Raw genomic sequence first — 20,507 nt, 5'->3', positions numbered from 1 at the left:
TTGAATAGACTATAGAAGTTGGGAGATAAGTATGAGCGTAGTCTGTAAATAATTTTAATATTGCAATAAAAGTGCAATTTATGAAAGTAAAGTTATATGATTCTGATTAATTTTAAAAAAAAGTAACAGATGGGTAAAAATTACCCCTCTGCTACAAGCAAACGGAGGTATAAACTTAATTATTTAATTGGCATGAACCAATTCTTGAGGTGCTGCGGCATCATATTCTACAGCTTTCACAAATTCCTTGAGAACGTCTTTGAGTCTTTGCTCAATTTCCTCATCTAACAAGACACTATTATCAGCTTGTCGTTGAATTTGTTTGTCTACCGCATAAATAGTGGCTAGGATATGCCGCGCTCCTAATTCAGATAACACGGGTTTCAGAGCATATTCAATTGCCAATAAATGAGCGATCGTTCCACCCAAAGCAATTGGTAACACGGGTTTACCTGTTAATGATTTTTGTGGCAGCAAATCTAGAAATGTTTTTAGCACTCCTGTGTAAGCAGCTTTGTAAATTGGGGTGGCAATAATCACACCATCTGCCTTTGCTAATAAAGCTTTTGGCTGTTCTAAAGCTGGGCTATCGTAACGTCCAAAAACTAAATCTTCAGCAGGCAAATCCCGAACTGAAATAATATCTACGTGCAAGCCTTCTTGTTGTAAAAGCTGGGCTGTATATTCGACAACACCATAGGTTCTAGATGGATGGGTTGGACTACCTGCGATCGCTAAAATATTTGTCATTCAATTAAACTCCCAATTTCTAAAACGGGTTCAGTATGTTTTGCAGTTTTGGTATTCATAGCTGATGCTGTGTTGACTTTCTCACTCAGGCGTTTGTAAGGATGGCGCAAACTCATACTCTCTACTTCCCAGATGTAGCCATGAATAACTACATCTTGGGGAATTAAAGCAGAATTCCGCAGTAATTCCACCTGCTGTGTGCAGATTTCATCCACATCGGTAAAGGTTTTGATCCATTTGGAAAAAACGCCTTTTGGTAGCTTCAACTCTGGCAAAGCAGGATCGACACTAACTCGATCCACGTCAATACCTTGATTTCGCAATACCTCACTGAGAAAGTCTCCTGATGCTGTCATCATGCCACATTCGGTATGATTAATGACGATGATTTCTTTTGTGCCAAAAAACTGTGTAGTTAACATCGCTGACCGAATTGCATCATCTGTAACTAACCCCCCAGCATTACGGAAAATATGAGCATCTCCTTCACCAATTCCTAATGCTTTCTCCACTGGTAAACGTTCATCCATGCAAGCTAGCACCCACAAGCGTTTATTGTTAGGTATTCCCAACTGACGACGCAATACCCATGCTTCTTTTTCTGAGATTTTTTGGTCGATTTGTTGGTGCAGCATTGCTGTTAATCTCCTAGTTCTTATTTACTAGGATATGGACGTTGCTCTTTCTTGAAGCTTTTGCTTAGGGAAATCTTCATTTGCCACTATCTCGCCAAATGGACTTAAGACGTGTTGCTTCTCCACTGCGGGTAAATTATCTAAGGGCAAATGGGGAAATAAAAGTTCTGCAACTCGATAAGCTTCTTCTAGGTGGGGATAGCCAGAGAGAATAAAGGACTCAATACCTAAATCTGCATATTCTAATATCCTGGCAGCTACGGTTTGGGGATCGCCGACTAAGGCTGTTCCCGCACCACCCCGCACTAAACCGACTCCCGCCCACAGGTTCGGGCTAATCTCTAATGCCTCACGATTACCGTGGTGTAATTGAGTCATTCGCTGTTGTCCAACTGAATCCATCCGGGCGTAAGCTTTTTGGGCTTTAGCGATCGCCTCATCATCTACATACTTAATCAATTCATTCGCCGCATCCCAAGCTGCACTCTCAGTTTCGCGCACAATCACATGTAGGCGAATCCCAAACCGCAAAGTTCGGCCTTCTGATAAAGCAAGTCTCCGAACTGCTGCAATCTTCTCGGCTACTTGCGCCGGTGGTTCGCCCCAAGTCAAATAGACATCTACGTGCTTGGCAGCAATTTTTTGAGCAACAGGAGAGGAACCGCCAAACCATAAGGGTGGATATGGCTTTTGAACAGGTGGAAACAGCAATTTACCATCTTGAATATTGAGATAATCGCCCTGGAGATTGGCTTGTTCTCCACTAGCGATCGCTCGCCATACTGTTAAAAATTCATCTGTTAATTCATAGCGCTGATCGTGATCCAAATGCAAGCCATCTCCCGCTAATTCCACGGGATCGCCCCCTGTCACGACATTTATTAGCAAGCGTCCTCCAGAGAGGCGATCAAAAGTCGCTGCCATCCGCGCTGCTACCCCAGGTGATACCAAGCCGGGACGAATTGCCACCAAAAAACGCATCTGTCGCGTCAGTGATACCAACGTTGACGCTACAATCCAAGCATCTTCGCAAGAGCGGCCTGTAGGCAGCAATGCCCCTGTATAACCAAGGTCATCCACCGCTTGGGCAATCTGCCGCAGATAAGGAAAGCTTACTGCCCGTCCACCTGTAGCAGTTGCAAGGTAACGTCCGTCGCCATGAGTTGGGATGAACCATAGTAGCTGCATGAATCCTGTCCTTTTAAACTCCGGCAATTCGATAGAAATACCGTTCTTTATTTACAGTTTTTAGAGTATCACATATTCTACTTAACCTAGCAACAGGTTTTTCATAAAACTCCGGTATCTCTATCAGTCCAATGTATATTAGGCAGTGTTCAATAAGCTAGCAATCAAAAAAATTGGGGATTGGGGAATTATTCCTCTTGTTCCCTTCTTTCTGTCTCTAGGGAGAATACAAAAATAGCACCATTGTGTATATTAGTTTACTTATCCCTAACTTTTTGTTAAACTAACCTTAATGTACGCCAAGCTGATTGACTTAATGTACTTAGGTTTCAGCTATAAACGTGGGTAGCTATCCAGTCCACTGGCAATAGGAGCAAAATTCCGTTCTGTCTCTAGGAGAAATAAGGCAATGGGGCCGATGTTTATTGCTGCCAATGATTGGCCACATATAGCGTTTAGATTGTCTTTGGCGCTCCTAGTTGGTTGCTTGATTGGATTTAACCGTCAGCAAGGGGGTAGACCAGCAGGGATGAGAACATTTATGCTCGTGAGTATGGGAGCAGCACTATTCGTGATGATTCCTTTGCAGGCTGAGGGCGAGAGTCCCTATGCTGCTACCAATGCACTGAGTCGCACAATTCAAGGTGTAGCTACCGGGGTTGGATTTCTCGGAGCTGGATTGATTTTACAAGAATCTCCGAGAAAATCTGCAACGCCAAAAGTAAAGGGTTTAACTACAGCCGCCTGTGTCTGGACAGCGGCCGGGTTGGGGGCTGCAATTGGTTGTGGTCTATGGCAAATGGGATTATTGGGAGGCTTACTGACTCTGATTACCCTCAGTGGTGTGAAGCGGCTCAATCACGCATTTGCATTTCTGACGAGTCAGGGTAAACACGGGACTACTCAGCATTTCACCGCCTCTGATGAAGATGATGATTGACCGTAGTTTATGCTCCAATTGAAAACTATACTTAATATTGTCCAAAATTAGGTGAAATAGATCGGATTACCACCTAGTATTTGGCTGAAAAATAATTTGTTGTTTCTTAACGCCGTGTGCGACTTTCTTTCAGCCCTAACCCCCAACCCCTTCCCTACAAGGGAAGGGGAGCAAGAATCAAAGCCTCTCTCCCTTTCGGGGAGAGGAATGGAAGTGGGGTTTTAAGAATAAGTCGCACATCGCGTTTCTTAGCCAATTTTAATCAGTTTATCAGGGCTAACTCAGAGCGATCGCTGATTATAGTCATTCATGTAGGGAATTCCGTACTGGAATCGATTGCCCAGTGAACCGGAAAATAGAAAATAATAGATATATGGACAAACGCTATTTTTTACAAGCTGGTGCAGTCATAGTCGGCACAGCATTGTTATCAAGGTATATCAATTGGGGGTCACAAGCAATGACAACTTCTCAGAGTGGATTTGAAGTTACCAAACCAGAGTCAGAATGGCGCACGATTTTAACGCCAGAACAGTTTAATGTATTGCGTAAACATGGGACTGAACGCCCTCACACCAGTCCATTGGATAAGGAATACGACCAAGGCACTTATTATTGTGCCGCCTGTGAACTACCACTGTTTACATCTGATACCAAATTTAATAGTGGTACTGGCTGGCCTAGCTTCTTTAATCCAATTGAAGGTGCGATCGCCACGACTGTAGACAAGTCGTTGTTTATGACCAGAACTGAAGTGCATTGTAGTCGCTGTGGTGGTCATCTGGGTCATGTTTTTGATGATGGCCCTGCACCCACTGGGAAGCGCTACTGCATGAACGGTGTTTCGCTGAAATTTGAGCCGGCTTAATTAAGTTGGGTAGGCGTAGAGCCTCGTGACATCGCATACACAACCTAAATCATCAGATTTTGGAGCTTGACCAAGGGTGAATAAATTTTTTGACAATAACTTCTCCTACTCAGTGCTACTGGACGAAGTATTGTCAATTTAAGGAAATGCAACTCTTGGTCTTCGCTAGAACTATTTACCTAAATCTTCCTATTTGCCTGGTTCTTTTTTCTCCTTTTTGTCTTTAGGATCTTTTTTAGGTTTTTTAGCTTCTTTATTACTTTTTCTTTCCTTAGACATCAGCGTTCTCCAACTAGGTGAATCAGTAAAAGCTTTCGCATTCTGCCGTCAGTAAATCAGGATATTACTTACCTGATATTCTTTTATGGTAAAAAAGAAAGTATCAGACAGAAATGCTACTAACTACCATGATACGGTGTTGTTTGATTTTCTTCTGAGAGCCTTTTTGATCTATTTGAACTACAATCGCCTGTAGGGTAGCATAGCTAGCCCGGATTTCTCACGCATAGTGTAGGCTTCAGGGGAAGAGGAGTGTGGGGAGTGTGGGGAGTGTGGGGAGTGTGGGGAGTGTGGGGGGTAAGACTTCTTCCCCATCCTCCCACACCCCTTGGATTTCTCACAAGTGAGAAATCCAGGCTAGTTGTGCTACCCTAACCTAATTATTTACAGCGTTGCTACCAGATCCTTTAAGCGATCGCGTCCATCCCGAAAGACGGGCCAACCATCCCCCACCAGCACTGCTTCTACTCGACTCAGTTGAGCCAACCTGCGAACAGAAGCAACAGCCTCCTCTCGATTCAGCAGCTTGTCATCTGGTAAAATCGTCAAGCTACCTGCTTTACGTGCCCGGACTAAATCTCCTGTAATTAAAGTTGTCTCTTCCAGTAACAAAGCCAACTCACCGGGAGTTTTAGAACCATTGAGTTCAATCACCTCCAGTCCTGGGACAAATTCTTCACCATCAGATAGCCAGCGATCGCAAGGTATAGGAAAAGTGTCTTTTTCTGCAATCGGGCCAGCAATCTTAGCATAAGTTTGATCGGCAATTTCTTTACTTGCCCTGACATGCTCAGAATTCGTCAGCACAATCCAAACCACACCACCGAGGGATTTTAGATGATTCCAATCATGGTTTGATAGTGCTACTGGGTCAATCAAGATGTTGCCATCTGGGCGAATCCAGGCAATCCCATTGAAATCAATATTTCTTGCCGGATTGAAATTAGACCAGCTATAAAGATCGGGACGGTGCAAAGATTTCATGATGATTCTGGATCGGTACTTCAATAATTGACTATTAATCTCAATAATTCAGTATATAGATAATACGGGCATTGAGCATTGAAAAGAGGCAGAGGGGCAGCGTGCTGTTCTTGCTGAGGGGAAAACTGTTCTCCCTTGCTCCCCTGCTCTCTTGCTTCTTCCCCTGGATCTAAAATTTGAGTATACTACGATAAATCTATCAATATTATGGGTTTCGTCTGGTTTACACAAATTCCCGGATAACTGCAATAAAGATCAACGGAGGTATAGGGGTGAGTGAGATTAAGCGCCAAAAAATATCAGCGAAGGCAGAACAGTTTACAGAGTCGGTGATTCGAGAAATGACCAGGGTGGCACTGCAACACGATGCAGTGAATTTGGCGCAGGGGTTTCCTGATTTCCCTTGTCCCTTGGAGTTGAAACAGGCAGCATATCAGGCCATAGAGGCAGATGTTAATCAGTATGCCATTACTTGGGGCGATCGCCCGTTTCGTCATGCGATCGCTAACAAAGTCCGTTGGTATCTCGGCTTAGATATCAATCCCGAAACCCAAATCACTGTTACCTGTGGTTCCACAGAAGCAATGGCATCTGTGATGCTAGCAACAGTCAATCCGGGTGACGAAGTAATTGTATTTGAGCCATATTACGAAAACTACGGCCCCGATGCGATTTTAGCTGGTGCTATACCCCGTTATGTGACACTGCATCCTCCTCATTGGACATTTGATGAAGCACAGTTGCGTCAAGCTTTCAATGCCAATACCAAAGCGATTATTATCAATACGCCCCACAACCCTACAGGTAAAGTCTTCACCCGTGAAGAACTCACCCTAATTGCTGAACTTTCTCAAAAGTGGGATGTGTTAGCGTTCACTGATGAAATCTATGAACATATTCTCTATGACGGCACTCAACATATTGCCCTAGCTACCCTTCCCGGAATGGAAGAACGTACCGTTACTATTAATGGTTTATCCAAAACTTATAGCGTCACCGGATGGCGAGTCGGCTATATCCTAGCAAACCCCGAATTGACAGGAGCGATTCGCAAAGTCCATGATTTTCTCACCGTTGGCGCACCCGCACCATTGCAACGAGCCGGAGTTGCTGCTATGCAACTGCCACCATCCTATTATGAAGAACTAGCCAAACTTTATCACCAGAAGCGAGACAGCATTTTACAAATTCTAGACCTAGTTGGCATTCCCTATTTCGTTCCCAAAGGAGCGTATTATGTTCTTGCAGATATTTCCAAATTTGGCTATAAAACAGATGTTGAATTTACTTACCATCTAATTAAAAATATTGGTGTCGCTGTAGTTCCCAGTTCCAGCTTTTTTAGCCAACCAGAAAAAGGACATTCATTGATCAGATTTTGCTTTAGCAAAAGACCTGAGACATTAAAAGCAGCTAGCGATCGCTTACTCAAATTACAATCAATTCTATAACAGAAATGTAAGTTGTGAAAACTACTTTTTTGTGAGGCATTTTTGTTTGAGATGCCGTTTAAATTCCATTATAAATTACGAATTTATCAGACCATATATCTTCAAATTAATATAAGTTAATGAAACCTAAACCTCATCTATGTTGAAACCTAGAGTTTTTTAAAAGATATATTTATGTAGGTTAGGTGGAGTGAAACGCAACCCAACATTACCACCAAATTTTATGTTGGGTTACGCGATCGCTGCACCCAACCTACAAAACTACAGTTCTCAAGGTAGACGATGTTTAGATTAATATAATTTTACAAATACTTAATTTAAGCATTCATTTGTTAAAAAAGATAACATTATTTTCGAGTTAAATTTAACTCGAACTTTTGATCCCCGATGTAAAGTTGACTTTTAAAATGAAACCCCACTCCAAAGCGAGGGATTCTTAACCTTAATGTATAGTATTCCCCAGAAAAACAACACCAAACTAGTGTAGAATTAGTTCAAATTTCCGGTAATTATATCGGGATAGTAGGCTTAAAAATTCTGGATTAAAAACCCCATTGACTCTTTAAAAGGATAGGACTAATGTGATGAGTAGTCCTTTCAAGGACACTATTTATGCATCAAAAAATCAGGAGGTACTTCCTATGATGATGATGATGATGACTGAAACCATGACTCCAGAAATGCAGGCTTGCATGGATGTTTGTATGGATTGTCATAAAATGTGTATGGAAACCATGACTCATTGCATGAGTAAAGGTGGTCAGCACATGGATAAGAACATGATGAGCATGATGAGTATGATGCGCGATTGCTCTGAAATGTGCATGATGTGCATGAATATGATGATGAGCGGTTCTGAGTTCATGGAACGCACTTGTATGCTTTGCGCGGAAATGTGCGATCGCACTGCAATGGCGTGTGAGATGATGAGCGATGACGCCAAAATGATGGAATGTGCTGCTGCTTGCCGTAAGTGTGCAGAGTCTTGCAGAAGTATGCACATGATGCCCGCATAATTCTATAACAATCTAGCAGAAGTTTCTCTGCAACCTAATATTCAAGCGCTCAGACTCTTTGGAGTCTGGGCGCTTGAAGTAATGACTTTTAAAATTATCAGTTATGCAAGTCTAAACTAATACTTTAAAAATAATTAATGTTACTTAAAATAGTTTCAGGATTAGAGCGATGTCTGCGACAAGACGTTCGCGTAGCGTCTCCGACAGGAGAAGCGTCTACGACCCATCGAAGATAACTCGGAAGCTGGTAACGTACTTTAGACATCTCCGAAAAAGAATCTCAAACCCTTATCCTATCTAGGTGAAAACCTAATTTCTGGAGATGTCTTTTGTAAATGTCATGTAAGGGATATTCAATTTTCAATCCCACACCCGACGCAAATTCAACACAAAACCCGGTAACACCGCTTCACCGGACAACTCAATCGGATTCTCCAACACTTCCACTGCTAATCCCGGTCGATAAATTTCCACCCGTCGCTGCTGCGGATCGATTAACCAGCCCAGCAGAGCGCCATTGTCAATGTACTCGCTCATCTTAGCTTGCAAAGACCCAAGCCGATCTGAGCTAGAGCGTAACTCTACAACAAAATCCGGGCAGATATTAGCAAAGGTTCCTTTTTGTTCTGGAATGAGTACCTGCCAACGTTCTTGGCTCACCCAAGAGGCATCGGGGGAGCGAGTCGCACCGTTGGGTAAAATGAATCCAGTCGAAGAGTCAAAGGCTTTACCCGGTTCGCCCGAATTACGCCACCACAAATACAACTCTCCAGAAATACTGCAATTGCGTTCTCCAGTTTCCCAGCCCGTTGGTGGGTTCACAATTAACTCTCCACGTGCGGTTCTTTCTAGTCTTAAGTCTCGGTTGGCTGCTGCTAGAGCTGCAAATTGTTCCTGGGTGACGTACAATCCGATTGTCTTAGGCAACTCAATCAATAGGGTTTCGGTTTCTGGACTGGCGGGTGTCTGTACCATCTTGACCTCTTACACAATAGGGATTTAAGTGAAAGATGCCTACCCTATTAACTAACACATTCTACACGCTTGTCTTCGCGATCGCGCCCTTAAATAGAATAGTAAGTTGGGTTGAACATATCAAACTCTGGAAGCGTGACAATATATCAGGTTATGTTTGTAGAATTGGGATCAATACGGTTCAGATAAGCCCAAAACCCTCATGTAGAGACGCGATTTATCGCGTCTTCAAAGACCCAGTACCCACACCAATAAACCCTTAACTGAACCGTATTGGAATTGGGATTGCGATCTGTATCTCTGCGTTCACTCCATTAAAATCAACCGCAGAGGATCTAAACGCACATACCAAGGAAAAGGTTGATCTTTCATCGTCGCCCATTTTTCTTTGAAGACTTCAGCTTGCAGATGGTAATCTTGAGAATTCTTGCCAGCCGAATGTAGTTTGAGAAACAACGTCATTCGATGAGGCGTTTCACTGGTTCGTACCACCCAGCAGGGAAAGGTATTTTCCTGTGATGAGTCGTTGGTAAAAATGAACTGATGGGCACGAATGCCGACGTGAGATAATTCGCTCGTGACTGGTTCAATTACTTGAAGAGTACAATCCCAATCAGTCGCTTCTATCTGTTGTGATGACTGGAGAACAGCACGGGAGAAGTTTTTACATCCAGTGAGTTGAGCGACACTCACGGTAGCAGGATGCTGGAAAATATCGTATTTGGAGCCATAATGAACGGCTCTGCCATGCTCCAATACCAACAGATTCGGACAAATCCGATAAGCTTCTTCCATATTATGGGTGACAAATAGAGTCACACCTTGGTAGTCAGCTAGAGTTTCTGTCATTTGCTGCTCTAATTGACTACGCAGATGTGTATCAAGTGCCGAAAACGGCTCATCCAAGAGCAATGCTTCCGGTTGACTTGCCAATGCTCTTGCTAAGGCTACCCGTTGTTGTTGTCCCCCTGAGAGTTGGTGCGGATAGCGATCGCCTAATCCCTGTAACTGCATCGCGATTAATTGCTCCTCTACCTGTACTCTAATACTTCCAGCAGATAGTTTCTTGGGCAAACCGAAAGCGATATTTTGCGCCACACTCATGTGTGGAAAAAGAGCATAATTCTGCACTAAAAAACCGATGCGGCGATCGCGGCTGGGTAAATTAATTCCTTGTTCTGAGTCAAACAGAACTCTGTCATTTAAGACTATGCGCCCGGTTGTGGGCGTTTCTATCCCCGCAAGGCAGCGCAAAATCATGCTCTTACCTGCTCCAGAACCCCCTAACAATCCCAAGGGTTGCTCATCAGTATTGAAAGCAACTTTTAAATCAAAGCTAGGAAGGATTTTTTCAATGTTGACTAACAATCCACCAAATTCAAAGCTAGATTGCGGAGTATAAAGAATTTCTCCCCCTGCTCCCCGCTCCCTGCTCCCCGCTCTCCCCGCTCCCTGCTCCCCGCTCCCCGCTCCCCTCCCCTTTTCCCTCACTTCTTGCCAGAAGTTAACTGCAATAATTCCAGAGAGAGAAATCACCATAATTGCGATCGCCCAAAACCAAGCCTCATTCATTGCTCCCGCTTCCACTGCAAAATAAATTGCCATTGGGATTGTCTGCGTTTGTCCAGGAATGTTACCAGCTAGCATCAACGTCGCGCCGAATTCCCCCAAAGCACGGGCAAAAGCTAACATTGTGGCGGCGACAATGCCGGGTACTGCCAGGGGTAAACTGATCCGCCAAAAGATTGTGGTTTCAGTTGCACCAAGGGTTCTAGCTACTCGCAGTAAGTTGCCATCTATTTGTTCAAAGGCTCCCAGTGCAGTTTTATACATTAATGGGAAAGAAACTACTGTGGCTGCGATCGCCGCACCATACCAAGTAAAAACGATGCTGAAGTCAAAAGTCCCCATGAATTTCCCTACAGGGCCATTTTTGCCAAAAAATAGCAGCAACAAGAACCCAACAACTGTGGGCGGTAAAATCAGGGGCGCAATAAAGATACCCTCAATCAACGATTTACCTTTGCCACGATATCCCAGCATCCAGTAGGCAGCAGCTATACCCAAGAAGAAGGTGATAAATGTGGCAAGTAATGAAGTTTTGAGTGATATCCAAAGAGGCGATAAATCCAATGGCATAGTTGCGTGGGGAAAAATTAGCTCAACTAATCCCTAATTTACCAACTTTAGCTTGAAGATGTTGGAAAAAGTTGGTAAATTACATCACAATCAATCAGGGAAATCCCAAAAACTATCCAAACTGTAAACAAAATTCGCGTTCAGTTAGGTATCAAATATCAGAATTCGATACGGTTTATTATTATTTGATAGTCATCTTGAAACCAACTGGTAAAATTGTTGGGAATTACCGAAGCGTAAAAACCTTAGCAAACACATCCTGTTAGCAGTATCGAATGCTACCGTCAACAGAAAGTGCATCCCCCTCCTACCAGCAATCCCAAAAAACCCCAACACCTTTTCTTAGTATGCGGACTCAAAAGTTTAGGGCAACATTGCGTAGCAATCCTCAAGGAATACGATGTTAAAGTCAGCGCCATTGAGGATGTGCAGCCCGAACATTGGGAAGTTGCAGAAGTACCTAACTTACTAGAAAAGTTAATCATAGGAGACTGCCGCCAGCCAAGTGTTTTAGAGCGGGCAGGTATATCCCAATGTCGTTCAATACTTTTAGTAACCAGAAATGAGCGGATAAATATAGAAGCTGCCTTTGCAGCACGCCGTCTTAATCCCCACGTTCGCTTGATTGTACGTTCAGACAAACAAAATTTCAACAAACTCTTGTGGGAAAATCTCGGCAATTTTGTTGCCTTTGAACCCACTCATCTTTCAGCTCACGCCTTCGCTCTGACAGCCCTTGGTTCTGAAGCTATTGGATATTTCACCTTAGAAGGGCAACTGTTGCAAGTGATAAAGCATCAGGTACAAGCGAAGGATAGCTGGTGTAATGGCAAGCCAGTACATAGACTCAATCTGACAACTCGCCGCATCTTGAGTCACAAACCTGCTTCATCTAAACCACTCAAAGAATTGTTTGGCTGGAATCCAGAGGCAGAAGTGCAGGTAGGAGACACGCTAGTTTATATTGATGTGGCATACGAACTGGCTTTATCTGAGCAACATCGACAATCTCATAGCCAAAAGTGGCAGTGGCAAAAGTTTATTCAAGGCATCACAGCGAAAAATCTCAAGGATAAAATAGTGCAATTTTGGCAATCTTACTACCAAAGCCAAAATCAAATCCGGCGAATTGCAACAATCTATGCGATTACTGTACTCATCCTGTGGCTTGTTGGAATAGTTCTTTACCGCTTATATTATCCTGACATCACCATCCAAGAAGCTTTCTATGCAACAGCAGTTTTGCTTTTGGGAGGATACGGAGATTTATTTGGTGGTGTTGAGTTTGCATCGCAATCAAAGCCCTCAGATGCTATCCCTTGGTGGTTGCGGTTTTTTAGCCTGGGAATGACGTTGACAGGTCAAGCTTTCGTAGGAGTATTATATGCGCTGCTGACTGATGCTCTGGTCACTTCAAGATTTCATTTTTTCAATTCCCGCCCTCCAATACCACAACGCAACCATCTGATAATTATTGGCTTAAATCGTTTGGGACAGCAAGTAGCTGCTCTTTTGCAAGAACTCAACCAGCCGTTAGTAGGAATTCATCCTACCATTCTCGACCAAGAAACTTTACGCGATATGCCCCTTATCGTTGGTAATGCTACCGAAGCACTCACTAAGGCGAATCTCCCCCATGCCAAAAGCATCATTTTAGTTGGGGACGATAATATGGAAAATCTGGAAATTGGTTTGATGGCTCATGCAATCAACCCCGCCACTACCTTGATTATCCGCTCTCAAGACCGCCAATTTAGTGATAATGTCGCCCCTCTGTTCCCTTATGCTCAAGTTATATGTGGCGCGGCTTTGGCGGCAGAAGTCTTTGCTTGTGCTGCTTTTGGAGAAAATGTTCTGAGCTTGTTTCACTTGAATGAGCAAATAGTCATGGTGACGGAATACAAGATTGAAGATGGCGATACCTTGAATGGGTTGCTTTTATCTGAAATAGCATCTGGCTACAGTGTTGTACCGATTCTCTACCAAAAATATCAGCGAGACAATTACTCCTTAATGCCCTGGTATGATGTTAAGCTTGATGCTGGCGATCGCTTGATTGTTTTAGCCACAAGCAGTAGTTTGCAGCGAATTGAATGGGGTGAAATGCTGCCTCGCCAATGGAGCGTGCAGATAGAAAAAGCTCTGACTACAAATGCCATTATCTATGGTGCTGAAGAGATAGTTTTAATTACAGGATGTAGTTCCACTGATGCTAGGCAATGGATGAATAATTTGCCTAGAGTGTTGCCAATACCACTTTATAAATATCAAGCTCAACGTCTTGTGCGCGAGTTAACAAAAGTACAAGTTTTGGCAAATTTAATCTTCATTGGGCAACCTTAATCCTCACATAATTATAAGTCATATCAATACTGTTCGGTTAAAGCAAGAGACGCGATGAATCGCCGTCTCTACAATAATCAGTCTTTTGTAGAGACGGCGATTTATCGCGTCTTTGTGATGATTTATCGCATCTTTAGCGATCTAGAATTTTCATCAAAAACCTTAGCAAATAAAGTTCATAGGCATTTATTGTAAAAGTAAAAGCACAACATTGTTGTGCTTTTGTAGATTATTTTTATTCAGTTCATTGTGACAAGCAGAAGTTTATTAATCAGTCCAGTTGAGTACTGTAAGCACTAAAACCGTAAGCCAAAGTTTCTTTTAAGCTATCTGATGGCTTGAGACTTCTGTTGATAGCATTAGCAAACGGTACTGGAATTCCTTTGATGGTTTCCGGCAAAATTGCATACTCTGCTGTTGGTTCCACAATGTATTGTGGACACTTCGCTTTCATCCCAGCAGTAGCTAACATTTCTTCTATTTCAGCAGATGAATATTGCTTGAGATAAACTGGATTTCTCACAAATGGGTTCAGCCTTCTGATAAAATTATGGATAATATGAGAAGGACAAGACTTATTGTGAAAGGAATGATTAAAAACAAAAATTCCACCAGGTTTTAGCACCCGACAGATATCAGCCAATAAATTTCTTAATTGGGCATCTGGGATATGCATAAAGACGCAGTTGGAAATTACCAAATCTATAGAATTATCTTCTAAAGGCAATGTTTCAGCAGAAGTGCAAATCAAGTTAAATTCCGCTTCTGGGAAAAAATTGTATTCTTGTTTAACTTTGATTAGCCGCCGCAATAAAGGTTCGGAAATATCAATACCATAATATTTCTCACATCTCAGATTTTTCGCTTTAGAGAGATGTAAAGGTGCGCGACCATAACCAGAACCAATTTCTAGAATAGAACCGACAGATTTATTCAACGGAAATTTATTCCAAGTACCTCCAGGCGTACCAGTTAGCAGAGTGTAATCTTGTTTAATGGGTGATGTCGCGGCAATTTTTTCAATTTTTTGGGAACCATAGTATGTTTTACCAATTGCATCCCATGTTTTTTTATGTTGAGTATTAGTTAATTGTTCATAGTCGCTAGGAAAATAAATTCCATCTCGTAATTCAAAGTCATTTAGACTGGATTTTACATTTGCTAATTGAGACATTATGATTATCCTCATCAATAGTCAAGTCTGTTTTCTGTTATACTCTTAACTCAGCATTAACCGCAAGTGATTTTTACTGAACGGCTTTCCCTAAGCCTTTTTTAAAGTTTATAACTATTTTAAATTCGATGGAATGTGCTAGCAAAGCGCCTATTGCATCCAAGTGAAAACCGCTATAATGACAAGCCTTGCTCGATCAAAACACAAGTTCGTATACATTAGTTGATGGACTGCAACAATTGGAGGCTGCGATGGTAGGAGGGTTACAACAAAAACGGGTGGTAGTTGTAGGTGCTGGTTGGGCTGGTTTAGGAGCAACCTACCATTTAGCAAAACAAGGTTATGATGTGACACTTCTCGAAGCCGGCCCCTACCCCGGTGGATTGGTGGCAGGTTGGCAAACAGCAGCCGGAAAATCTGTGGAAGCTGGCATTCATGGGTTCTGGTATCCTTACAAAAATATTTTTTCCCTAATCAATGAATTAGAAATTAATCCTTTTACTACTTGGACTCGTTCTTCGCAATATTCGCCAGCAGGTTTAGAAGTTGAATCACCAATTTTTCAAGACTTACCGCGACTCCCCTCGCCACTGGGAACTTTTCTCTACACTAAGTTTAAGCGGCTGCCACTAATTGACCGACTCAGCGCCCTGCCTTTACTTTATGCTGTCGTTGATTTTGACAATTCTGATGCAGCTTGGCGGCGTTACGACTTTGTAACTGCCCGTGAATTGTTCAAAGACTTTAACGTTTCTGCACGACTTTACCGCGAGGCTTTTGAACCGATGTTATTAGTGGGCTTATTTGCCCCTGGCGAACAGTGTTCAGCCGCCGCAACTTTAGGGATGCTTTACTTTTTTATTCTGGCTCATCAACCCGATTTTGATGTGGTTTGGTGTCGGGGAACTGTTGGAGAAAAGATATTTCGTCCTTGGGTGGAACGTATCGAGAAAGCTGGTGCGCGAGTGTTGCCCAAGCGTCGGGTTACAGATTTAATTGTTGATAGTAATCAAGTCAAGGGTGTGGTTTGTGGTGATGAAGTAATTGAAGCAGATGCCGTAATTTTTGCGGTTGGAATCACGGGGATGAAGAAAATTGTCTCAACTAGCCCTAGTTTACAAAGCCGTGAAGAATTCCGTAATTTAAGCAATCTAGGAGCAATTGATGTTTTAGCAACGCGACTATGGTTTGACCGCAAAATTGATATTCCTCGTCCTTCTAATGCTTGTTTTGGATTCGACGCAAGTACAGGTTGGACGTTTTTTGATTTGAATGCTCTACATGATGAATATCGGGATGAGCCGGGAACAGTGATTGAAGCTGATTTTTATCATGCGAATCAGTTCCTCAGTTTGAGCGATGAGGAGATTTTATCAATAGTTCAGGGTTATTTAGCAACTTGTGTGCCAGCCTTTCGGGAGGCAAAGATTATTGATAGTAGTGTAATTCGGCTACCTCAAGCGGTGACTCACTTTGCACCTGGCAGCTATCGTTATATGTTGCCCGCGAAGACAAGTTTTGAGAATGTGTTTATGAGTGGGGATTGGATTGTGAACCGTCATGGTTCCTGGTCGCAGGAAAAGGCTTATGTTACTGGTTTGGAGGCGGCAAATTTGGTGGTGTCTTATTTGGGAGAAGGTCAGCCATCTGAGATTTTAGCTGTAGAAGAGGATGAAGTTCATATCCAAGTGGCGCGATCGCTCAACCAAACTTTGGGTAACTTGAGCAAATCTATCCTGCCTAACTTTTGGCTACCGTAATTTGCATCCCTAGTGTATGTATATTTCTCGCAAATCTAGTTAATCATCAATTGTAATTTAAATTCGGTAAGCTAAAGAAAGCGATCGCCATACTATCCTTATAATGTAAATCAAATAACATCAGCTTATGGAGCCAGACTCTTTACCAACCGAGGTGATTCTGACTCACCCACGTGAGTCCCTCGGTAGGGTGCAACTTGATTGGACACCCCAACCCGGAAACTATCTCGATTTTGAAGGTAAAACCTACGCGGTTTTAGAGCGCCGTCATAGATACAAACTTCAAGCTGGGCGCTACCGTTTGCATAATATTGTCATTTATGTCCAATCTGCTAAACGACCATCTGAGAAAAGTTTGGTAGCGGGACGTTGGGTAATCGGTGATGCCACCTGCTGCTACAATGCTCATTCAGAACTCATTCGCTGTGCAGTAAACCCAGATGGCCCTTGTGAATCTTGCCGCTTTTATGAAAAGTTAGAAGTTAGGAGTTAGGAGTTAGGAGTTAGGAGTGAGGAGTTAGGAGTTAAAAGTTAGGAGTTAAGAGTGAGGAGTTAAAAGTTATTTTCCCTCATCTCTTCCATGCCCGTCAGTTTCCTGCACCAAAAACTTCTCCCACAGTTAAGCGGCTACCATTAACAAAATCCCATCCCGACTGGGGACGTTTACCGGCTAACTGAACTTCTCGCAACAGCAACAATCCTTCCCCAGTTTGGACAATCGCGCCAAGTCCTTTGACAATGCTCACTACAATTCCCGGTTTATCTGATATGCTTGACAAATCAGGCAACTTATGAATTAATTCTTGCAGTTCTGGTGGGAGATCGCGTAGACGCGGAGCGGCTTGTCGCCAGACATCGCTTACAGAACCAAGAGGAGCAGAAGCGGTGATTTTCAACAAGTTGTCACGAAAGGTAGCCGTGCAGTTAGGGTAAAAGCCTCTAATTTGATTGTGTAATTGGATCGCACTTTTTGACCAATCCAAAGCATAATCTGGTTTTTGAATCAGAGGCGCATAAGTTGCTGCTAAATTATCTTGGGGAATTGGTTGAATTTCTTTACGTTCCAACTTCAATAGAGTTTCCACCAACAAATCCCCACCTATTTCTGCTAGTCTGTCGGCTAAATCTTGAGCGTTCTCCAGTAATCCAATCGGTGTAGTGGCTATTTGGAGCATTGCGCCGGTATCCATCCCCACATCCATCAACATGGTGGTGATCCCCGTTTCTCTCTCTCCGTTATACAAACACCATTGAATCGGTGCTGCACCGCGATATTTGGGTAAAATCGAGCCATGCACATTAATGCAAGCTAATTTTGGCATATTCAAGATTTTTGCCGATAAAATCTGTCCATAAGCTACAACAACAAACACATCTGCATCTAATTGTTTGAGTTTGCTTAAAGTTTCAGTGTCTTTTTTCACCCGTTCGGGTTGCCATACTGGTAAGTTGTGAGCAGTAGCGATCGCTTTTACGGGTGTTGGCGTAAGTTTATTTCCGCGTTCCCGGCGTTTATCTGGTTGGGTGACAACTGCTAGCACCTCAAATTCTGAATGATTCAATAATTTTTCCAAGGTGGGTACAGCAAATTGAGGTGTACCAAAAAATACAATTTTCATTAATAATTAGTAGTTTTTAGTCGTGAGTCATTAGTTAATCGTAAGTGCGCCCCTCATAACTGACAACATTTAAGTTGTATGTTGAAACAGAATTTACTAAGTCAGCATCTAGCAGGTTCCTGTATTCGGGACGCAGTTGCAAAATACAGTTGTTAGCTGTAAATAATATTGGCTGTTTGGTGGTACAATATTTTCGTATTCATGAAACCAAAGGCTGCTTGATTAACTTGCCGGGTTAAGTTGACAAGGGTAACAGCTAGTATTAAACGCATTTGCCTCTAGTGAAACTAATCACTTAGTGGTTTTTCTTTGCGAGTCGCTAGAGCATCTACCGAGTGAATTTTGTTGTGTTCCCGATCGTCTGCCCGAAATTAACTTTAAATGTAGTTAAATTCCCGAAAAACTATTGCGTCTTCTAACTACTTCTGTAGTTTTAGATAGCAATTTATAACTTTGGGTTGCTGATAGCAATATCTTCTGAGTATGATGTATTATGCGTCCGCTTTCCCAGGTTTTTAATTAACGCCTCACGTTTACGATCATGAGGGTTTGCGCTGTTATATTTAGTGTGTAACCTAGCTTATTTGCTGTGTACTAGCGATCGCTAGTACGATCCCCGATAGCTGAGTTATCTAACTCTTGTTCGCCAGCGTCATTCCCCAAACTATATCCCTAAATATTCCTTAACCAAGACTTATTTTTGGTGTGTTTGGGTATAGGAACATTATATATCGTGTAGTAATTACTGAGTTCTCAGCATATTTACTATACTCGCATATTTTTGCAAAAAAATATTCCGTACCTAATTAAGAAAAGGTGTAGACAATGATACTTAATTTTTGTAAACCTCTGCAAACTTTGAAGAGATTATTTCGTCATTAGTTTTAGTTTCTTGTTATACATATAACTACCACCTGCCCCATTGCTGTTGATGTATTGCTTCTTACATAGCAATTGCCCCCTCTAGAGAGTCTACAAATGCTTAAACCCCTTTTGCTGTCAGGATGGTTCCGCACCCAACCATTTCTCAATTATGTTGTCGTTGCGATCCTAATTGCACCTTTATTAGGAGCATCGGCTCACTCGATCCCAGTAAGATCCGAAGTACATAAACTAACTTCGATGCCTGGAGAATCTGACTCTGTATCAAAGGAAATAGCTTTAGTTGGGGAACCTGAGATAGCTGAAACATTAAAAACAGATCAAATCGAATCGATAACAGAAGAATTTGACTCTGTGCCAACACAAAGTACTACTGTTCAGGAACCGCAAGTATTACCAGAAAATAAAATTGAGTCTTCAACTGAAGTAGATAATTATCTCTCAAGCAGCGATTTAGATGTAAGTGATGTAACTGTTCCCGATTCTTTGGCAGCAGTTGAACTCGCACCATCAACAGATGTTCCTGTTAGTCAACTTAATTTAATACGCAAACTTAAAGCTGCTAATGTCAAGTCTTTGAGGGGACAAGAAAATTATCTCTCTAGAGAAAAGTCTTTTACTGAATCATTGACAGCAACTCAAGTAGCACCAGCTATTAAAGAATCTCAATCAACCACAACAACGGAAATACCTGTTGTGGAAACAGCTAATGAGTCCCAAGCAGAACAAATAGATCCCATCGGTAGTCCTCATCCGATTCCTTGGAAATGGATTACAGCAACTCAAGAAGCTATTGCTTCTAATGGTGGTTCTGGAGTGCGTCACTATCGTAGCGTACCGGTGATTTCTCCAGATGGTAAATATGCTGTTTATAGCCGGGTGCAACTGGAAGTAAAACCTCAAATGTACAACAGCCGTGTCACCAGCGTCATGTTTGTCCAAGATATGCACACTAAGAAATTGTGGGTGATGGCTTCAACGACTCCAGTTAGCGATCCTTTATTAAAGGTAAAGGCTGTAAAGGGGGAGTTTTCAGAAGAAAATGATCCGAGTGGAAAGATTGGGGTATTAGTTCCAGTTAGCTGGTCAGAAAAAGGCGATCGCTTCTTAGCACGCAAGTTTGAAGGTATATTTAACACAGGTGATTCTACAGATAGTGCAGTGATTTGGGATCGGCAAAAAAATCACACTAACACAGTCGCTCCTGTGAGTGAGGAAGAACATGAAAAAATTGCCGTATTGCTAGGCTGGAGTAAAAGCCAACCAGATCATGTATTATTCCGTGCGGGGGAATTGGGCGAGGAAAACTGGCCATTAATGCAAGTTGCTAATGATGGCAAGACTATCACTACAACAGACAACGATCGTCCGATTACTTTTGGTAAAAAGGTGACAGAAATTTGGGCAGGGCCACAAGTTGCCTACCGATAGATTATAAAAAACTCTACATACTCCCGTTGTCAGCAGTGACGACAACGGGATTTTTTTATCCCTGTTTTCGGAG

At 42.5% G+C, this 20,507-nt stretch carries 18 protein-coding genes; 9 read left to right on the top strand and 9 right to left on the bottom strand.

Annotation, left to right across the window (positions count from 1 at the left end):
• Nucleotides 1-183: 183 nt before the first annotated feature.
• Genes ssuE through ssuD form a run of 3 tightly spaced genes read right to left on the bottom strand, consistent with a single transcriptional unit; the run spans nt 184 to nt 2,573 of the window.
• Complete coding sequence (ssuE, locus tag V7K61_RS14055) at nt 184-750, bottom strand: NADPH-dependent FMN reductase (RefSeq protein WP_335053876.1); 567 nt, start codon at nt 748-750, stop codon at nt 184-186.
• The gene (locus tag V7K61_RS14050; RefSeq protein WP_335053875.1) at nt 747-1,385 is read right to left on the bottom strand and encodes a beta-class carbonic anhydrase; all 639 of its coding nucleotides are present in this window, start codon (nt 1,383-1,385) and stop codon (nt 747-749) included. The genes ssuE and V7K61_RS14050 overlap by 4 nt, the downstream gene beginning before the upstream one ends.
• Before the next feature lie 27 nt (nt 1,386-1,412).
• Nucleotides 1,413-2,573: an FMNH2-dependent alkanesulfonate monooxygenase gene (gene ssuD / locus V7K61_RS14045; protein ID WP_335053874.1), complete on the bottom strand. Its 1,161-nt coding sequence runs from the start codon at nt 2,571-2,573 to the stop codon at nt 1,413-1,415.
• Between the two features lie 409 nt (nt 2,574-2,982).
• Here ssuD and V7K61_RS14040 point away from each other — a divergent pair, with 409 nt between their 5' ends.
• Together V7K61_RS14040 and msrB are read left to right on the top strand one after the other, a co-directional pair.
• Nucleotides 2,983-3,513 (top strand): MgtC/SapB family protein, encoded by a 531-nt coding sequence (locus V7K61_RS14040; protein ID WP_335053873.1) that lies wholly within the window; start codon nt 2,983-2,985, stop codon nt 3,511-3,513.
• Nucleotides 3,514-3,886: 373 nt separating this feature from the next.
• Nucleotides 3,887-4,381, top strand: a complete 495-nt coding sequence (msrB, locus tag V7K61_RS14035) for a peptide-methionine (R)-S-oxide reductase MsrB (RefSeq protein WP_292810631.1) — start codon at nt 3,887-3,889, stop codon at nt 4,379-4,381.
• Between the two features lie 485 nt (nt 4,382-4,866).
• Here the strand turns inward: msrB and V7K61_RS14030 are convergent, their stop codons facing one another.
• Nucleotides 4,867-5,001: a hypothetical protein gene (locus V7K61_RS14030; protein ID WP_335053872.1), complete on the bottom strand. Its 135-nt coding sequence runs from the start codon at nt 4,999-5,001 to the stop codon at nt 4,867-4,869.
• Nucleotides 5,002-5,044: 43 nt separating this feature from the next.
• The gene (locus V7K61_RS14025) at nt 5,045-5,644 is read right to left on the bottom strand and encodes an MBL fold metallo-hydrolase (protein ID WP_289797933.1); all 600 of its coding nucleotides are present in this window, start codon (nt 5,642-5,644) and stop codon (nt 5,045-5,047) included.
• 272 nt (nt 5,645-5,916) lie between these two features.
• Here V7K61_RS14025 and V7K61_RS14020 point away from each other — a divergent pair, with 272 nt between their 5' ends.
• Both V7K61_RS14020 and V7K61_RS14015 read left to right on the top strand, forming a co-directional pair.
• Nucleotides 5,917-7,095, top strand: coding sequence for a pyridoxal phosphate-dependent aminotransferase (locus V7K61_RS14020; RefSeq protein WP_335053871.1), 1,179 nt, complete (start codon nt 5,917-5,919; stop codon nt 7,093-7,095).
• 644 nt (nt 7,096-7,739) lie between these two features.
• Nucleotides 7,740-8,111 (top strand): four-helix bundle copper-binding protein, encoded by a 372-nt coding sequence (locus V7K61_RS14015; protein ID WP_292844818.1) that lies wholly within the window; start codon nt 7,740-7,742, stop codon nt 8,109-8,111.
• A 360-nt stretch (nt 8,112-8,471) separates the two neighbouring features.
• On the opposite strand, the gene V7K61_RS14010 is transcribed toward V7K61_RS14015, so the two are convergent.
• Entirely contained in the window at nt 8,472-9,086 is a 615-nt protein-coding gene (locus V7K61_RS14010) for a Uma2 family endonuclease (protein WP_335053870.1), read from the bottom strand.
• A 306-nt stretch (nt 9,087-9,392) separates the two neighbouring features.
• Nucleotides 9,393-11,225 (bottom strand): molybdate ABC transporter permease subunit, encoded by a 1,833-nt coding sequence (modB, locus tag V7K61_RS14005; RefSeq protein ID WP_335053869.1) that lies wholly within the window; start codon nt 11,223-11,225, stop codon nt 9,393-9,395.
• A 294-nt stretch (nt 11,226-11,519) separates the two neighbouring features.
• On the opposite strand from modB, the gene V7K61_RS14000 reads away from it, so the two are divergent.
• Together V7K61_RS14000 and V7K61_RS13995 are read left to right on the top strand one after the other, a co-directional pair.
• Nucleotides 11,520-13,568: a potassium channel family protein gene (locus V7K61_RS14000; protein ID WP_335053868.1), complete on the top strand. Its 2,049-nt coding sequence runs from the start codon at nt 11,520-11,522 to the stop codon at nt 13,566-13,568.
• A gap of 54 nt (nt 13,569-13,622) precedes the next feature.
• Nucleotides 13,623-13,763, top strand: coding sequence for a hypothetical protein (locus tag V7K61_RS13995; protein ID WP_334895171.1), 141 nt, complete (start codon nt 13,623-13,625; stop codon nt 13,761-13,763).
• A gap of 76 nt (nt 13,764-13,839) precedes the next feature.
• Here the strand turns inward: V7K61_RS13995 and V7K61_RS13990 are convergent, their stop codons facing one another.
• Nucleotides 13,840-14,742 carry a class I SAM-dependent methyltransferase gene (locus V7K61_RS13990; RefSeq protein WP_335053867.1) on the bottom strand — a complete coding sequence of 301 codons (903 nt, stop codon included), beginning with the start codon at nt 14,740-14,742 and terminating at the stop codon, nt 13,840-13,842.
• A gap of 251 nt (nt 14,743-14,993) precedes the next feature.
• On the opposite strand from V7K61_RS13990, the gene V7K61_RS13985 reads away from it, so the two are divergent.
• Together V7K61_RS13985 and V7K61_RS13980 are read left to right on the top strand one after the other, a co-directional pair.
• The gene (locus tag V7K61_RS13985; RefSeq protein ID WP_335054107.1) at nt 14,994-16,502 is read left to right on the top strand and encodes a hydroxysqualene dehydroxylase; all 1,509 of its coding nucleotides are present in this window, start codon (nt 14,994-14,996) and stop codon (nt 16,500-16,502) included.
• Nucleotides 16,503-16,629: 127 nt separating this feature from the next.
• The gene (locus V7K61_RS13980) at nt 16,630-16,995 is read left to right on the top strand and encodes a DUF6464 family protein (protein WP_335053866.1); all 366 of its coding nucleotides are present in this window, start codon (nt 16,630-16,632) and stop codon (nt 16,993-16,995) included.
• Between the two features lie 94 nt (nt 16,996-17,089).
• Here the strand turns inward: V7K61_RS13980 and fmt are convergent, their stop codons facing one another.
• Nucleotides 17,090-18,121: a methionyl-tRNA formyltransferase gene (fmt, locus tag V7K61_RS13975; RefSeq protein ID WP_335053865.1), complete on the bottom strand. Its 1,032-nt coding sequence runs from the start codon at nt 18,119-18,121 to the stop codon at nt 17,090-17,092.
• Nucleotides 18,122-19,099: 978 nt separating this feature from the next.
• Here fmt and V7K61_RS13970 point away from each other — a divergent pair.
• On the top strand, nt 19,100-20,434 hold the full coding sequence (locus V7K61_RS13970) for a hypothetical protein (RefSeq protein WP_335053864.1): 1,335 nt from the start codon (nt 19,100-19,102) through the stop codon (nt 20,432-20,434).
• The last annotated feature ends 73 nt before the right edge of the window (nt 20,435-20,507 follow it).

It is taken from the genome of Nostoc sp., assembly GCF_036918015.1.
GTDB lineage: Bacteria > Cyanobacteriota > Cyanobacteriia > Cyanobacteriales > Nostocaceae > Nostoc.
The sequence above is the reverse complement of the archived record's forward strand: the minus strand, read 5'-3'. Positions and strand labels throughout refer to the sequence as shown.

Excerpts from the sequence above, each read along its gene's own strand:
- V7K61_RS13985 (WP_335054107.1), top strand. The coding sequence starts at position 14,994 with ATGGTAGGAGGGTTACAACAAAAACGGGTGGTAGTTGTAGGTGCTGGT.
- V7K61_RS13980 (WP_335053866.1), top strand. The coding sequence starts at position 16,630 with ATGGAGCCAGACTCTTTACCAACCGAGGTGATTCTGACTCACCCACGT.
- fmt (WP_335053865.1), bottom strand. The coding sequence starts at position 18,121 with ATGAAAATTGTATTTTTTGGTACACCTCAATTTGCTGTACCCACCTTG.
- V7K61_RS14015 (WP_292844818.1), top strand. The coding sequence starts at position 7,740 with ATGATGATGATGATGACTGAAACCATGACTCCAGAAATGCAGGCTTGC.
- V7K61_RS13970 (WP_335053864.1), top strand. The coding sequence starts at position 19,100 with ATGCTTAAACCCCTTTTGCTGTCAGGATGGTTCCGCACCCAACCATTT.
- V7K61_RS14050 (WP_335053875.1), bottom strand. The coding sequence starts at position 1,385 with ATGCTGCACCAACAAATCGACCAAAAAATCTCAGAAAAAGAAGCATGG.
- msrB (WP_292810631.1), top strand. The coding sequence starts at position 3,887 with ATGGACAAACGCTATTTTTTACAAGCTGGTGCAGTCATAGTCGGCACA.
- V7K61_RS14040 (WP_335053873.1), top strand. The coding sequence starts at position 2,983 with ATGGGGCCGATGTTTATTGCTGCCAATGATTGGCCACATATAGCGTTT.
- V7K61_RS14025 (WP_289797933.1), bottom strand. The coding sequence starts at position 5,644 with ATGAAATCTTTGCACCGTCCCGATCTTTATAGCTGGTCTAATTTCAAT.
- ssuD (WP_335053874.1), bottom strand. The coding sequence starts at position 2,573 with ATGCAGCTACTATGGTTCATCCCAACTCATGGCGACGGACGTTACCTT.
- V7K61_RS13990 (WP_335053867.1), bottom strand. The coding sequence starts at position 14,742 with ATGTCTCAATTAGCAAATGTAAAATCCAGTCTAAATGACTTTGAATTA.
- V7K61_RS14010 (WP_335053870.1), bottom strand. The coding sequence starts at position 9,086 with ATGGTACAGACACCCGCCAGTCCAGAAACCGAAACCCTATTGATTGAG.
- ssuE (WP_335053876.1), bottom strand. The coding sequence starts at position 750 with ATGACAAATATTTTAGCGATCGCAGGTAGTCCAACCCATCCATCTAGA.
- modB (WP_335053869.1), bottom strand. The coding sequence starts at position 11,225 with ATGCCATTGGATTTATCGCCTCTTTGGATATCACTCAAAACTTCATTA.
- V7K61_RS13995 (WP_334895171.1), top strand. The coding sequence starts at position 13,623 with ATGAATCGCCGTCTCTACAATAATCAGTCTTTTGTAGAGACGGCGATT.